The 14938-nt window shown below is 48.5% G+C and carries 12 protein-coding genes and 1 pseudogene; 7 read left to right on the top strand and 6 right to left on the bottom strand.

Annotation, left to right across the window (positions count from 1 at the left end; all coding sequences use genetic code 11):
- Positions 1–245 precede the first annotated feature (245 nt).
- The 3 genes and pseudogenes from P401_RS0115570 (at position 246) to P401_RS17855 (ending at position 4416) form a co-directional block, all read left to right on the top strand.
- Positions 246–2012 (top strand): CDP-glycerol glycerophosphotransferase family protein, encoded by a 1767-nt coding sequence (locus P401_RS0115570; RefSeq protein WP_236627125.1) that lies wholly within the window; start codon positions 246–248, stop codon positions 2010–2012.
- Positions 2009–3070: an acyltransferase family protein gene (locus P401_RS0115565; protein ID WP_029343153.1), complete on the top strand. Its 1062-nt coding sequence runs from the start codon at positions 2009–2011 to the stop codon at positions 3068–3070. Before P401_RS0115570 ends, P401_RS0115565 begins: the two co-directional genes overlap by 4 nt.
- A 148-nt stretch (positions 3071–3218) precedes the next feature.
- A pseudogene (locus tag P401_RS17855) lies at positions 3219–4416 on the top strand (MFS transporter).
- Positions 4417–4467: 51 nt separating this feature from the next.
- Here the strand turns inward: P401_RS17855 and P401_RS0115555 are convergent.
- The 3 genes from P401_RS0115555 to P401_RS0115545 form a co-directional block, all read right to left on the bottom strand.
- Positions 4468–4962 carry a DM13 domain-containing protein gene (locus P401_RS0115555; RefSeq protein WP_236627124.1) on the bottom strand — a complete coding sequence of 165 codons (495 nt, stop codon included), beginning with the start codon at positions 4960–4962 and terminating at the stop codon, positions 4468–4470.
- Positions 4963–5029: 67 nt separating this feature from the next.
- Positions 5030–5482: a DUF4385 domain-containing protein gene (locus P401_RS0115550; protein ID WP_029343151.1), complete on the bottom strand. Its 453-nt coding sequence runs from the start codon at positions 5480–5482 to the stop codon at positions 5030–5032.
- Between the two features lie 49 nt (positions 5483–5531).
- Positions 5532–6161: a TetR/AcrR family transcriptional regulator gene (locus P401_RS0115545; protein ID WP_029343150.1), complete on the bottom strand. Its 630-nt coding sequence runs from the start codon at positions 6159–6161 to the stop codon at positions 5532–5534.
- 108 nt (positions 6162–6269) lie between these two features.
- On the opposite strand from P401_RS0115545, the gene kynU reads away from it, so the two are divergent.
- Genes kynU through kynB form a run of 4 tightly spaced genes read left to right on the top strand, consistent with a single transcriptional unit; the run spans position 6270 to position 10437 of the window.
- Positions 6270–7547 (top strand): kynureninase, encoded by a 1278-nt coding sequence (gene kynU, locus P401_RS0115540; protein ID WP_029343149.1) that lies wholly within the window; start codon positions 6270–6272, stop codon positions 7545–7547.
- Positions 7548–7557: 10 nt separating this feature from the next.
- The gene (locus tag P401_RS0115535) at positions 7558–8937 is read left to right on the top strand and encodes an amino acid permease (RefSeq protein WP_029343148.1); all 1380 of its coding nucleotides are present in this window, start codon (positions 7558–7560) and stop codon (positions 8935–8937) included.
- Between the two features lie 23 nt (positions 8938–8960).
- Positions 8961–9800 carry a tryptophan 2,3-dioxygenase gene (gene kynA, locus P401_RS0115530; RefSeq protein ID WP_029343147.1) on the top strand — a complete coding sequence of 280 codons (840 nt, stop codon included), beginning with the start codon at positions 8961–8963 and terminating at the stop codon, positions 9798–9800.
- A gap of 13 nt (positions 9801–9813) precedes the next feature.
- On the top strand, positions 9814–10437 hold the full coding sequence (kynB, locus tag P401_RS0115525) for an arylformamidase (protein WP_029343146.1): 624 nt from the start codon (positions 9814–9816) through the stop codon (positions 10435–10437).
- Between the two features lie 37 nt (positions 10438–10474).
- On the opposite strand, the gene P401_RS0115520 is transcribed toward kynB, so the two are convergent.
- The 3 genes from P401_RS0115520 to cydD form a co-directional block, all read right to left on the bottom strand.
- Positions 10475–11116, bottom strand: coding sequence for an alpha/beta hydrolase (locus tag P401_RS0115520; RefSeq protein ID WP_029343145.1), 642 nt, complete (start codon positions 11114–11116; stop codon positions 10475–10477).
- Between the two features lie 266 nt (positions 11117–11382).
- Positions 11383–13092 carry a thiol reductant ABC exporter subunit CydC gene (gene cydC / locus P401_RS0115510; RefSeq protein WP_029343144.1) on the bottom strand — a complete coding sequence of 570 codons (1710 nt, stop codon included), beginning with the start codon at positions 13090–13092 and terminating at the stop codon, positions 11383–11385.
- Positions 13089–14819, bottom strand: a complete 1731-nt coding sequence (gene cydD / locus P401_RS0115505; RefSeq protein WP_029343143.1) for a thiol reductant ABC exporter subunit CydD — start codon at positions 14817–14819, stop codon at positions 13089–13091. The genes cydC and cydD overlap by 4 nt, the downstream gene beginning before the upstream one ends.
- Between the last annotated feature and the right edge of the window lie 119 nt (positions 14820–14938).

The following is a 14938-nucleotide window of genomic DNA, read 5'->3' as shown; positions in this document are numbered from 1 at the left end:
CCTTATGAAATAATCGTGTTTCGGTTTTCTCTCCCTAACGTTCAGGGTATGTGTAATGATGCAGTCTGTGTTGAAGTGTTATTTTACAAAAACACAAAAAAATAAAGAAATCCCTATCAATTTTAATGTCTCACGATATAATGAGTGGTGATTTCTAGTTTCACTATACTACGTTCACATGGATTTTAAAATTTTATCATTATTGTGTAAATGTAATGTAATTATTCGAGCGAGGAGAGATGGTTTTGACAGAAGAGACACTTGCGCCTACTTTACAAGCCGAGGTCAACTACTTGGAATTAGCTGGAACGACTTTCCGTTTCGAAGCACGTTTAAGTGGATTGACTGATTTTTTGCGTGCCGAACAAACGTTATTTGAAAATCCTGTATCGCAACAGCAACCTGAACTTGAGGAGCCGGGCGATGATTACATCCAGTCCGAACCTGCTGAAGCGTTGGTGCCTCTCGAACGTGCCATCGTCTTCCGTAATAAACGAAACAAACGGACATTCATTTGCCGCTTTCCGTTTGAGGGGGACTGGACGGAAGAGTTCTTTACAGGCGAATTGAACCTGAATCACATCACAACGACAGGTCGTCCATTACCGATGGGCTATTTTGATGCGTTCTTCGCCATCGTTCAAGGGCAGACGATTTTACATGAAGCGCCTTTTGGTGATACGCGTTCGTTAATCCCAGTCGCTTACCGCGTCGATACAAAACATAGTAACGCCTTGATCTTGCTCGAGTACGAACTTGTCGTGCAGTATTCGGAATACAGCAACTCTTTAGGTTTCCATTCCCTGAAGAAAGGCGAATCGAAACGTCTAATCCAAGTCATCGATCGCTATAAGAAGTGGAAGAAGAATATGAAGAAGCGCGCGTTCAAGTTCCGTCGTTTTACCTTTAAGGCGATTTATAACGTCACGAAATGGACGCAACCGATCCAAGAGAATAAAGTCATCCTCGCTTCGGATTCTCGGAGTGATATCAGTGGGAACTTTGCTTATATCTTGGATGAGATCGAGCGTCGCAATCTCGATCTCGATGTGAAGACGTTCTTCAAGCCGAACCTTCAGTCTCGTCGCGATTGGCGCGATAAATTTACGTTGCCCTATCACTTAGCGACAGCAAAGACGATTCTTGTTGATGACTTCTATCCGATGATCTATCCGTTGAATATTCGTAAAGGCAGTGATCTGGTTCAAGTCTGGCATGCCGTTGGTGCCTTCAAGACATTCGGTTACAGCCGCCTCGGAAAACCAGGTGGTCCAAGCGCGAACTCGCTTAGTCACCGGAACTATACGAAAGCCATCGTCAGCTCCCATAATGTCGCTCGTCATTACGCAGAAGGATTCGGTTTACGCGAAGATCAAGTCATCGCGACCGGTATTCCACGGACGGATATGTTCTTCGATCAACCGTTCATTGAGGAAGCGAAAGCACGTATCTATGAAGAATATCCAGTTTTCAAACAAAAGAAAGTCATCATGTTCGCGCCGACGTTCCGAGGAAATGGTGCGAAGAGTGCCTATTATGATTTTGATCAACTTGATCTCGATGCGCTGTACGAAGCACTTCATGAGGAGTACGTCTTCGTTCTGAAACTGCATCCATTCATCCGCCGCCGGATGGAGATTCCTGAAGTTTACGCTGACTTCTTCCTCGATCTGACGGATCATCGTGAAATCAACGAGTTGCTGTTCGTCTCAGACATCTTGATTACGGATTACTCATCGACTTGCTTCGAGTTCTCCCTATTGAATCGACCGATGTTGTTCTTCGCGTATGACCTTGAGGACTACATCTCAAAACGTGATTTCTATTACGACTTCGAGGAATTCGTTCCGGGTCCAATCGTCAAAACATCGGAAGAGTTGATTGAACGGATTAAAAACAAAGACTTTGAAATGCATAACGTCAAAGCATTCGCAGAATATTTCTTTGAACATCAGGACGGGAAATCGAGTGCCCGGTTCGTTGATCAAATTCTGCTAGGTGAGAACAAATGACTGCTCCTATCAAACCAGTGACTACCCCTACGTACGATCATTGGCTTGGGAACTATAAGGTCTTACTCATTTTCATGGTCGTCTTTGGTCACTTGATCGAGACATTCCGTGATTTACCCGGAAACGATAGCGTCCGGATGGCGTATAACGTCATTTACCTGTTGCACATGCCCGCTTTTATCTTCATGAGCGGCTACTTTTTCAAGCAAGTTCGACCTAAACGGATCCTCGCCTTCGTTGCCCTGTATTTCATCTGGCAATCGATTCACGAAATCTATTTGTCCTACACGCAGGATGATTCCTTAAGTGAGATGCTCGATGGATTACTCCATCCGCTCGTTCCGAATTGGACGCTTTGGTACCTGCTCGGGATCATCATTTGGCAGACCGTCACACCCGCATTCCAGGTGATGCGTTTTCCGCTGATCGTCAGTATCTTGTTTGCCTTATTGATCAATGCCAATCCAGATTCAATCACGAACTTCCTGTCGTTACAAAAAGTCGTCAGTTTTTATCCGTTCTTCTTGATGGGTTATCTCGTCAAAGAGCGCGGTTGGTTAACTGACGCCGGCTGGCGAAAGCAAATGACAGCACCCATCGGTCGACTGACCGGTCTGATCGTCTCTCTCTTGATTATCATCTTCATGATTGTCTGGACGAAAAACGGATTTGATACGGTCTGGCTATTCTACCGCGACACCTACGGGGAATTTGAAGTCTCGCTTCTGAAGGGAGCAGCAATTCAACTGTTCCTCTATGCCGTCAGTACGATCATGATTTTCTCGGTCTTGTTGCTCGTGCCGCATCGGTCATTTGGAGATCGATTCGACCAGATCGGCATCCAGACACTTGCGATCTACTTGATTCACTCGTTCATCGTCCGTTTATTCCGTGATTCGGTTCCGCCAGCCATTACGGAGTCGCCACTGTTACTGATTGGACTGTCCTTCTTGCTCGCTACCGGATTCGTCTGGTTGCTGTCGAGTCGCCCCGTCGTAACGATCTTCCGACCGTTGCTATCACCGAACGTCAAATGGCTATTAAAAAAAGAACAATAGATTTGAACAGACTCTATCCGCTCAAGGGATGGAGTCTTTTTTAAGTCCTCGACTCGTCCGCGTTGACAGACGCTTTAGCTTGAATCTAAGATAATGAAGGTGAAACAAATAACCGCTTACAAAAAGCGGGTCGAAAGAAGGGGTCCCCTTGCACGCGGATCAACGAAAAAAATTAACGGTCCTCATGATCAATATGTTTATTGCGGTCGGGAGCTTCGGGATTATCATTCCGATTCTACCCGCTTACTTAGCTTCGATTGGACAGGGGGGGAACGGCGGCTGGATTAATGATTGCGATTTTTGCCGGAGCACAGCTCGTCATGTCACCGATTGCCGGAAAATGGGCGGACCAATACGGTCGTCGCAAGATGATTATCTATGGATTGATCGGCTTGACGCTCTCGATGTTTGTCTTCTATTTCTCAAACTCCGTCACGGTTCTCTACATCTCGCGCGCAATTGGTGGTGCCGGTGCTGCCCTCCTGATCCCAGCAATTTTTGCTTACGTCGCGGACATCACGACGATGGATCAACGCGCAAAAGGAAACAGTTACGTCTCGGCTGCGATGTCACTCGGAATCGTCATCGGTCCAGGAATCGGTGGTTTCCTTGCCGAGTATGACTTAAAATTGCCGTTACTCGTCTCAGCGATCGTCTCAGGTGCAGCCGTCTTATTCAGCGTCTTGTTGCTTCAAGAAAGCGAACAACACGATGCAACAGCGATGGCACCCGATGAAGGGTCGATGCTCAAGAAACTCGGAACGTCGTTTAAGAAACCATACTTCGTCCCGCTCGTCATTACACTCGTTATGAGCTTTGGTCTCATGGCATACGAATCAGTACTTGGTCTATTCGTTGACGACCAATTCGGCGCTTCACCGAAAGACATCGCGATCATGGTGACGTCGACCGGCATCATCAGCGTCATTGCTCAAATCTTCATCGTCGATAAGCTATCACGTAGTCTCGGAGAAGGAAAGGTCTTGAACCTGTTCCTGTTCATTGCGGCACTTGGTTTCTTCTTATCATTGTTGACATCAAGTTACGGTGGATTCTTTGCAATTACCCTTGTCATCTTCCTCGCGACGTCAATTTTACGTCCTGTCTTGAATACAATGATTTCAAAGCTCGCTGGTAATGAGCAAGGCTTTGCTATGGGAATGAACAACGCCTACATGAGCATCGGGAACGTGCTCGGACCGACGCTTGCAGGTATCCTGTATGACGTCAACATTCTCTATCCGTTCGCACTTGGTCTGATCTTCCTCGTCGTGACGTTTATCGGATCGTTCATCTGGCAAAAACGTCAATCGCGTTTAATTAAAAAAGTCGAACAAACTTCTTAACATCAAAAAGCAATGCACTTCCGACTTTTCATTCGGAAGTGCATTGCTTTTTCATTCGTTCCTTGCTTTTAAATCACCTGTTCCAAAGTCAGCATCAAAGGCACGACACCAAATGACGACACGGCTATGTTTCATCAAATCTACGTCTTTTGGAATCACATAGTTCTGATTCCCTTGATTCCCTTTTAAAGCACCAAGACGAATTCCATCTGCTGTATCTTCACCAGGCTCTACTAAATACACAAACAAATCTGGACCGTTCGTCGTTTGAAAATCTTCAAAACGCAGATACAACGTATCGTCTACAGTTAGCGTCTTAACGTCCCCTGATGTTTTGTAATTTTTTTCACCGTTCATGAATGTACCTGATAATTCAGTTTCTGTTTCTTTCGGAGAAGGTTGTGACGTTTCGGTAGTGCTTTCCTCCTCCTTTTGTTTCACTGTCGAAGAACCTGGCGGCAGTCCTTCATCGACTGATTCATTCAAAAAAAGTGGTGATGCGAGCCACCAAACTAAAGCTAGTACGAAAACAATGACGATTCCCACAATAATTTTCGATCCTGTTCGCACCGCTCCCACTCCATTCCTCTATTAGAGAATCGCGACCATTCGTTTAACCGTATTGTTTTTGATGTTCCCGTTTTAACGCTAAATACTCTTCGTCCGCCCGGATCAAATCCCATTTTTCTTGGAAGATCGCAGCGGATTTCGCTTTTTCTTCGTCGATCTCGCGTGTGTGCAATTCGTTTTTCTCTTTATCTTTATATTTGCGTCCACCTTTGTAATTCGCATAACGTCGTGCGCGCGTATGTCCCATTTGAATGAACTTCCGCGCCATATCCATGCCGACGAAGTCTCCGTCTTCTTTATAAGCTAAATACATCTCATAAATTTTCTCGGACGATTCCTTCGCGATGTCCGGCGTCTTAAAACGCCAATGCGGCAAAATCTCACTTTTATAAGGTTCGACGAGTAAGACCCCTTGCTCCCCGCGTCCAACTCGGTACTTTTCCGGCTCCTTACGAAAATCCGTCGTCTTGAAATCGAGATCGTAATCAAACGCCATCCCGGTCACGCTCCCTTCTACTTCGAAACGTTCCCTTCCCGTCCGTTCATCAATCCTCGATCCGGTAGAGTCCTTGTGTATAAATCGTCGCTAAGACGTGTGCAATCTCTTCAATCGTTGCTGTCGCCTCTTCACGGACGACTTCGAATAAGTACATCTCGTTCGCGAAGAACCAACCACGGGCGACGAGTTTCGGGTCGACATCCTGCCGTGCAAGTCCTGTCTTCTGCGCATACTCGATATCCTGACTGATCCGATCAATGAACCGTTCCCGAATCGCTTTCCATTTTGCACGGACGATGTAAGACACGCCGATTGCTTGCTCGACGATCCGTAACATCGCTCGTTCTTCTTCCGCGAGACGTAAGAAATCCGTTGCTTGGGTCACGATGCGTTCCTTTGCCTCCATCGGTGTCGCCGGTTCGAATGTTCGTTCCGCGATCGCGTGGAAACGGCTCATAACATCTTCCATTAAAACGACGAGTAGCTCATCTTTCCCTTCGAAATGGACATAAGCGGTTCCGTAACCGACGCCAGCTTGTTTAATCACTTGTGAAATCGTTGCCGTTTGAAACCCTTGTTCTAAGAAGACGTCACGTGCCGCACTCAACAGTTTCTCGCGTGTCCGCACCGTACGCAGATGACGTTTATCGATTTTTTCTGGTTGAGAAGATGACATGTCCTTCACTCCTTTTGTTTTCTCTATTCGATAATATTGACACAATGTCAATTTGTTTGCTACGCTTTTGTCAAAATTGATTGAGCATTCATTTGAGGAGGATGACGTATGACACTGCAAGCAAAACGGACCGATGCCGTCGCTCGGGACGAGCAAGATGCATTAGCCGCCTATCGTGATGAGTTTTACCTGCAACCGGGTAGTATCTATATGGACGGAAACTCGCTCGGTTTATTATCGAAGCGTGCCGAGAAGACGTTGCTCGAGTCGCTATCAGACTGGAAAGAACTCGGGATCGATGGCTGGATGAAAGGACGTCATCCTTGGTTCGAATTATCGGAACGTCTCGCTGCTCTCAACGCTCCGCTCGTCGGCGCACAAGCAGAAGAAGTCATGGTCACCGGCTCGACGACCGTCAATCTCCACCAACTCGTCGCGACATTCTTCCAACCGACGGAAGGACGAGATAAGATTTTAGCGGATGCGCTGACATTCCCGTCGGACATCTATGCCCTTCAAAGCCAACTTCGCTTACGTGGACTCGATCCGGAGACACACCTCGTCCAAGTTCCGAGTCGTGACGGTCGCTTTTTAGAGGAAGACGATATCATCGCCGCGATGACGGACGATATCGCGTTGATCGTCTTGCCGGCGGTACTTTACCGAAGTGGACAAATTCTCGATATGGAGCGTTTAACGAAAGCGGCACACGACCGTGGCATCCTGATTGGTTTTGATGGTTGTCATTCCGTCGGAGCCGTTCTCCATGCTTTCCATGACTGGGATGTCGACTTTGCCTACTGGTGTAATTACAAACACTTGAACGGTGGTCCTGGAACGGTCGGTGGATTATTCGTCCACGAACGTCATTTCGGAACGTTGCCTGGTCTGACGGGCTGGTTTGGTTCACGCAAGGATAAGCAGTTCGACATGGATCACACGATGACACCGGCGGCGCATGCCGGGGCATTCCAAATCGGGACACCACACGTCTTAAGTCTCGCTCCACAAATCGGTGCATTAGAGATGTTTGACGAAGTCGGTATCGAAGCCGTCCGGACGAAGTCACTCGCGCTGACACAGTACATGATGGAACTTGTCGAGCTGGAGCTTACACCGTACGGTTTTGTCATCGGAAACCCGATCGACGATAAACGCCGTGGGGCGCATCTCAGCCTCGAGCACCCGGAAGCGGCACGGATCTGTAAAGCACTCAAGGAAAATCGAATCATCCCCGATTTCCGAGCACCGAACATCGTTCGTCTAGCACCCGTCGCGCTCTACAATACGTTTACCGATGTCTATGACGTCGTCGCGACACTCAAACGAATCATGGAAGATAAAGAATACGAACGTTTCGCAAATGAACGCGAAGTCGTTGCTTAAGGAGTACACCATGGAACAACCTACTGAACTACGGCGTGAACTCAAGACACGTCAACTTACGATGATTGCAATGGGCTGTGCGATCGGAACTGGTCTCTTCCTCGGAAGTGGGCTCGCGATCGGGCTTGCCGGACCGAGCGTTTTGATCAGTTACGCAGTCGGTGCCTTCATCGTCTTACTTTTAATGGGCTGTCTGGCTGAAATGACGGTCGCCCATCCGACATCTGGCTCGTTCGGTACGATTGCCGAACGATACATTAGTCCATATGCGGGTTTTCTCGTCCGCTATTCGTACTGGATTGCAAACGTTCTTGCAATTGGCGTTGAAGTCAGTGCGATTTCGATCTATATGAAATACTGGTTCCCGGACGTTCCCGGGGTCGTCTGGATTCTCGTATTCGCTGCCGCGTTGATTTACATCAATGCCACGACAGTCAATACATTCGCAACCTTCGAATACTGGTTCTCAGTCATTAAAATCAGTGCCATCTTGCTATTCATTTTGCTCGGTGCCTACTTGGTCATCGGTAGTCCAAGTCCTGAGATTGGTCCGCAAAACTTCACGAACGACGGTGGTTTCATGCCGTTCGGCTTCTCGGGTCTCTGGATCGCAATCTTCATCTCTCTGTTCAGCTTCCTCGGAACGGAATTGATTGCCGTAACTGCTGGTGAAGCGAAGGACCCAGATGTCGCTGTACCGAAAGCATTAAAAGCAACAGTCTTCCGTCTCTCGACGTTTTATGTCATCACGATTGCTTTGATGTTGATGATCGTCCCTTGGCAACAAGCGGGCGGCGTCGATCAAAGTCCGTTCGTCAAAGTAATGGAGATGCTATCGATTCCGTATGCAGGCGGCATCATGAACTTCATCATCCTGACGGCGGCGCTGTCTGCGATGAACAGTCAGCTGTATGCTTCGACACGGATGATGTATTCCTTATCAAAGGCAACGTATGCGCCAAAAGTATTTGGTCGTTTGAATCGAAAAGGTGTACCGCTCTTCGCACTCGCCGTATCAACGCTCGGGATTTTTCTCGCGGGGATCATCAGCAGTCAATCGAGCGTTTCTTATCCATTCATGATGGGAATTTCGATGTTCGGAGCGATTTTCACGTGGTTCATGATTTTCATCTCCCATCTGTACTTCCGTAAAGCATGGGAACGTGAAGGTGGACGGACGTTACCGGTCCGGATGATGGGCTATCCGTATTTGACTGCCCTCGGTGCATTGTTGTTATTCGCACTCGTACTAACGACATGGTTCACAGATTTCCAAATCGTCTTGAAGTTTGGTGTACCGTGGTTAGTGTTCTTATCGATCGCCTATTTCTTCTGGAAACGGGCGCATCCGGAACAACCACAGACCGCTGAAAAACGAAAACTGAATTAATTCGATAAAGGGGATGAACGGGAATGACAAAGACAGATCCTACGTCTATTGAAGCATCGATTCAAACGGATTTTAAGAAAAATATGTCCTACGGGGATTATTTGCAACTAGATCCATTGCTTTCGAGTCAACATCGCTTATCGGGGCATCATGATGAGATGCTTTTCATCATCATTCATCAGACGAGCGAACTCTGGATGAAGCTGATCCTGCATGAGATGCGTGCAGCGACGCAAGCCGTCGCAAACGATGATCTCGAATCATCGTTTAAGATGCTCGCACGCATCTCAAAGATTCAGCACCAGCTAATTCAGTCGTGGAATGTTTTGTCGACCTTGACCCCGGCCGAATATCTTGAATTCCGTGACGCGCTTGGTCACTCATCCGGTTTTCAGTCGTATCAAAACCGCCAAATCGAATTCGCGCTCGGCTTCAAGAATGAGCAGATGCTAAAAGTTTACGCGCATGACGAAACACTTTATCCGATGATGCTCGAAGACTTGAAGACACCAAGCATCTACGATGAAACGATCCGGGCGATGGCGCGCCATGGGCTACCCATCGACGAATCCGTCCTTGAGCGTGATGTCACGCAGGACTGGACGCCGAATGAAAGTGTCGAAGCAGCTTGGGCGACCGTCTATCGGGATGTCGAACAATACTGGGATCTGTATGAACTCGGTGAAAAACTACTCGATATCGGGAGCCAACAACAAATGTGGCGCTTTAACCATATGAGTACCGTCGAACGGATCATCGGACAAAAGCCAGGAACAGGCGGTTCGTCTGGTGTCAGTTATCTACGACGTGTGCTTGACCACAGATTTTTCCCGGAACTGTGGTCAGTCCGCACGACATTATGAGGAGGATGCAGCGATGACACGATGGATTGATGTTTCACAACCACTGGATCGTCACGTCACGACGTGGCCGGGGGATACACCGTTTGAAGCGACATTAACATGGAACAAGGCAGACACCGGTTCCGTTAACGTCGGCAAGGTAACGATGAGTCTGCATACCGGCACCCACGTCGACGCGCCGTTTCATTTTGACGATGCCGGACAAAAAATCATCGACCTTGATCCAGATCTCTATATCGGACATGCGCGCGTCATTTACTTACCAGGTCGTACAGAAATCACAGCCGCTGATTTAGATGGCTTTGAGCTAAATGACGTCCAGCGCTTGATCATTAAAACGGATGGTTGGATCGACAAATCAACTTTCCCAGAAACGATTCCCGTCTTGACGCCAAGTCTTGCTGAACGTCTTGGGGAACTCGGGATTTCGCTGATTGGTCTCGACTTACCAAGCGTCGATGCAATCGATAGTAAGGAAATGGCCGCCCATCACGCACTGGCGCAGCATGGAGTCCATATCCTCGAAGGACTCGTCCTTGATGCGATCACGCCTGGTGATTACCACCTCAACGCCGTCCCGCTCCCGCTCGTTGATGGCGACGGTAGTCCCGTTCGTGCCTTACTTCGTCCATACTAAAAAATCCGTCCAGCAGACTCTCTGCTGGACGGATTTTTTACTTATGGAGCGGTTCAAATAAACTCGCTTCGATTTGACGAACGATATGTCCGAGAACCGCAAGTGATTGATTGACCTCGAATCCTTGATCCAAGGAATGATTCGCTCCTTCGATGACATCAATCGTCAGTTGCGAGGTACGACACGTTTCAAGCGCCGCTTCATCATAAAACTTATCAGCTGTCCCGATGACAAGGAGTCCAGTTTGCGACGAGGTGGCGATTTGTTCGACTACTTCGGCTTCAAGAACGGGTGTTAAGAAGACGATGCGTGCTGTCTGTAGACTTGGCTTAGCAAGTAATGCCGCTAGCGGAATCGTTCCTAACGACTTTGCGATGAACTGAACGTTTTCGTATGGATGCGTCGCCAGCACTTCTGAGACGACGGCGTCGACCCGGCGTGTCATACAGGCATTCGATTCTGCGTCCGTCATCGAAAAAAGCTCTTCCGTTACATAGTGAATACAGACGACATCGATGCCTCGAGCTAGTAGTGCCATCCGGCTGTAGTAGAAGTAAGGATGATCGTATAGGTACGATGCTCCCGAAATCAAGAAGCAGACTTGTTTGGATCCCATTTGAAAATGATCATATGAAATGGTCGTTTGATCGACGACGATAGATGATTGTTCAATATTCATGAAATCCCTCCACACTTTTTTCTAGACTTTACCATTTCAGAAGTGGGCTGTCATGTCTTTTTGACTCTTTCTTATTTCATGAAGAAGTAGTGTGATGTAAGAAACTATCTGCTTGTATCATCCTTGCTTTCTTTTCCTATAGGAGTCAAAGATGAATCTGCTTCTTCTCCCATTTAACAAAAAAGGTCGCTTTCCGATTTTTCATTCGGAAAACGACCTTCTGTTCGTCAAACATTTGTTGATTACCTTTTATCTTTTACTACTTATTATCCAATCGGAGCAAACACAGACTGTTCGACTTGTTTTAATTCATAGAACGCTCCTTGTCGCGCCATCAATTCGGCATACGTTCCGACTTCGATGACGTGACCTTGATCCATGACGATGATTTGATCCATCGCTTCAAGACCTGCTAATCGGTGGCTAACGAGGACAAGTGTCGCATCCGTTGCCCGTTCAAACAGTCGTGTAAGAATCATCTGTTCCGTCAAAGCATCAACGGAAGACGTCGGTTCGTCAAGCAAGTAAAGCGACGCTTCCCGCAAGAGCACACGGGCAATCGCTAAGCGTTGTTTTTCTCCTCCAGACAAGTTCTCGCCTTTTTCAAATACACGGTCGTTCAATTCAAACGTCGTTAATCCAACATCGTCAAGTGCTTGACGCATTGCCTCGTCCGCCGCTTCTTCGTTCGCGAGCAATAGATTGTCACGAAGCGTTCCATAAAAGTAATGATTCTGTTGCAAGACAACATTCGCGTGTTGCCAAAGTCCTTCCGGATCAACCGTCTGACTGTCTTGACCAGCAATCGTTAATCCATCCGTCGGATACATCCGTAGCATCAATTGAAGTAACGTGGATTTCCCGGAGCCACTCGCCCCGACGATCGCCGTCTTCTTACCGGCAGGAATCGCGACGGTGACGTCACGTAAGACCGGACGCGGTGCATCAGGGAAAGTGAACGTCAACGCGTTCGTTTCAAAGGATGGTGCCTGATCGAGAACGAACGTGTCGTAAGTTGGCTCCTCTTGCTCGGTCACGACTTCATCGAGTCGTTTCGCAGCATGCCGGCTATCTTCGAAAAAGCCTGGTAAAATCGCCATCGGTGCTGCATTCTCAAAGACCGTCAGCGATGTCATGACGAGTAAAGCGAGGAATACACCTTCGAGTTGTCCACTCGCGACGAGATAGGCACCGACACCCAGAACGAGCCAAGAGATGATCAGCGTCACCATCGTATTCAGGGCCAGGTTCGAAACAGCATGTAAACCATTCCGTTTTTCTTCCTCGACATACCGTTTTGCGACGGCATTCAAGTCCTGTTCTTTTTGATCGAGTTGCTGGTAAATCTTTAAGTCGCGATAGCCTTGGAACAACTCCGTCACTTCTGTCGACAGATCACCGCGTCGGACACGGACCGAACGTGCGAAACGTTGTTCGCGGTACGCGAACCAACCTGGAATCAAGAAACCGGTCAGAATCAGACCAAGCAATAGAATCCCAGCAATCGTCCACGAGAAGAAACTGACGAAAAAGATCGTACAGAAGAAGACGAGCAACAAGACGATCGGTGGATAAAGGACACGTAAAAACGTATTTTGCAGACTCTCGACGTCCCCAACGATTCGGGCAAGTAAGTCCCCACTTCGGTACTTCCCGAAAATACCGGGTGCAAGCGGCTCGAGTCTCCGGTAGAACGACGTCCGGATATCACTGAGGATCGTAAACGTCGCTCGGTGCGAATAATAACGTTCCGCATACCGACTGACAGCACGCGTCAGACTCGAGATTTTTTGCAGGGCAATCAGGACGGCGAGTGTCTGGATTGGTGGCAACAAGGCTGCCTTTGAAATCAGGTAACCACTTGCTGCGAATAACCCAACTGCTGTCACCCCGGCGAGGACACCGAAGAAGATCGACCAGGCGATATCGCGTTTTTGATTCACCATCAACCGAAAGACTCCTAGTAATTCCTTCATCGTGTTTCCTCCCCTCTCTGGACGCTCCGCATCCGGGCATATTCCGAATCACGTCCAAGTAGTTCATCATGGGTGCCGCGATCGACGATTCGTCCGCCGTCGAGGACGACGATTTGATCCGAGCGCTCGATTGTATGCAGGCGGTGCGCGACAGTGATGACCGTCGCTGCTTGTCCAAGCTGTTCGATCGCTTGTTGGAGCAGTCGCTCTGTTTTGACGTCGAGTCCGGTCGTCGGTTCATCAAAGACGATGACGTTCGGTCGCTTCAAGAATGCGCGTGCCAACGCAACGCGCTGTTTCTCGCCACCCGATAGACCACGTCCGCCTTCTCCGATGACCGTATTAATTCCTTCAGGTAACGTCGCAACCAACTCCTCGAGCCCTGCCGCCTGCGCCGCTTCGAAAATCTCTTCCGGTGTCGCTTGACGGAGTTCACCGATCGCGATATTTTCTGCCAGCGTTCCGGCATACAGATACGGATGTTGCGAGATGTAGCTCAACTGACGGAACCAACTTGCTTCCGCCACATGACTGCGCTCAATCCCGTCGAGCAGAATCCGTCCTTCTTTTGGATCCGCGAGTCCAGCAATCAACTGTAAGACAGTCGACTTACCGGCACCACTGCGACCGATCAACGCCACTTTTTGATATGGTTCAATCGCGAGTGTCACGTCTTGTAAGGCAAAACGTCCTTCTTGATACGTAAAATCAACTTCATCCAAGACGATTCGTGGTGGACGGTTCATCGAAAGTTCTGATTGACCGAAGGCAACGGGACGATCGTCTGCCGTCAGTTCGGCTGCGATCTGTTTCGCTGCCGCGACACTACCGCGTCCGGTATGGAAGGCAGCCCCCATCTCTTTTAAGGCAAGATAGTACTCTGGTGCTAACACGAGCATCAGGAACGCCGGAATGAAGGTGATGCTTTGGAACAGAATCAAGCGCAGACTGACCTCAAGTGCGATCATTCCCATGCTGAGCATCGAGATGAACTCAAGCATCAGCGACGACAAGAAAGCGAGTTTCAAGACCGTTAACGTCGCATCCCGGAAATCAAGACTGCTTTTTTCGATGACGTCACGTTGTCGTTTCGCGCGACCAAATAACTTCAAGGTCGTCAATCCCTGCAACGTATCAAGAAACGTTCCTGAGAACGCCGTCATCTTCTCGAGTTGAGCATCGGCCCGCTTTTGCGTCATGATGCCGATGATGATGTAAAACAACGGAATGAACGGTGCCGTGATCATCATGACGAGACCGGTGATCCAGTCATAGCTGAATGCCGCGATCAAGACCATCAAGGGAACGATTGTCGTCTGGACGACTTTCGGCAAGTATTGACTGTAATAGCTGTCCATCTCGTCTACGGCATCGAGCAAGACACTGACCTTCTGTCCCGCTTGCCCTTGTAGCATCATCTCGACCGAGCGACCTGTGTATTTCGCAACGAGCGCTTCCCGGAGTGCCTGCTTCATGTGCGCCGATAACGTCGTACCGAGACGACCGTTCCAATACGTCACGGCGACCCGGAGCAACAGCATACCGAGAACGACGAGCAGTAACGGAATGACGGCTTCAAACGGTTGCTCTTTCAGGAAAATTCGATCGACCGTCAACACGATGCCGTACGATTGACCGACGACCGCAACCCCCATCAGGAAAGCCGCAATGATGAATTGAATGAGAATACTGCGTGGAATCTGAACGATTCCTTTTAATGGATTCATATACAAACGTCCTTTCACAAAGTGTGAACGACTTTTAGTGAATATTTTCACATATCGTACATTTAGTATACCGAATCCGGAACGGGGATGCCATGCAGATGCTGTCGAAAAGGTGTGAC

This window comes from Exiguobacterium acetylicum DSM 20416 (genome assembly GCF_000702605.1).
Taxonomy (GTDB): domain Bacteria; phylum Bacillota; class Bacilli; order Exiguobacteriales; family Exiguobacteriaceae; genus Exiguobacterium_A; species Exiguobacterium_A acetylicum.
Note: the sequence above shows the minus strand (reverse complement) of the source record. Positions and strands in the feature narration are given on the sequence as shown.

Bases quoted from the DNA above. Each gene is read 5' to 3' on its own strand.
- P401_RS0115565 (WP_029343153.1), top strand. From the start codon at position 2,009: ATGACTGCTCCTATCAAACCAGTGACTACCCCTACGTACGATCATTGG.
- P401_RS0115550 (WP_029343151.1), bottom strand. From the start codon at position 5,482: ATGGCGTTTGATTACGATCTCGATTTCAAGACGACGGATTTTCGTAAG.
- P401_RS0115545 (WP_029343150.1), bottom strand. From the start codon at position 6,161: ATGTCATCTTCTCAACCAGAAAAAATCGATAAACGTCATCTGCGTACG.
- kynU (WP_029343149.1), top strand. From the start codon at position 6,270: ATGACACTGCAAGCAAAACGGACCGATGCCGTCGCTCGGGACGAGCAA.
- P401_RS0115535 (WP_029343148.1), top strand. From the start codon at position 7,558: ATGGAACAACCTACTGAACTACGGCGTGAACTCAAGACACGTCAACTT.
- kynA (WP_029343147.1), top strand. From the start codon at position 8,961: ATGACAAAGACAGATCCTACGTCTATTGAAGCATCGATTCAAACGGAT.
- kynB (WP_029343146.1), top strand. From the start codon at position 9,814: ATGACACGATGGATTGATGTTTCACAACCACTGGATCGTCACGTCACG.
- P401_RS0115520 (WP_029343145.1), bottom strand. From the start codon at position 11,116: ATGAATATTGAACAATCATCTATCGTCGTCGATCAAACGACCATTTCA.
- cydC (WP_029343144.1), bottom strand. From the start codon at position 13,092: ATGAAGGAATTACTAGGAGTCTTTCGGTTGATGGTGAATCAAAAACGC.
- cydD (WP_029343143.1), bottom strand. From the start codon at position 14,819: ATGAATCCATTAAAAGGAATCGTTCAGATTCCACGCAGTATTCTCATT.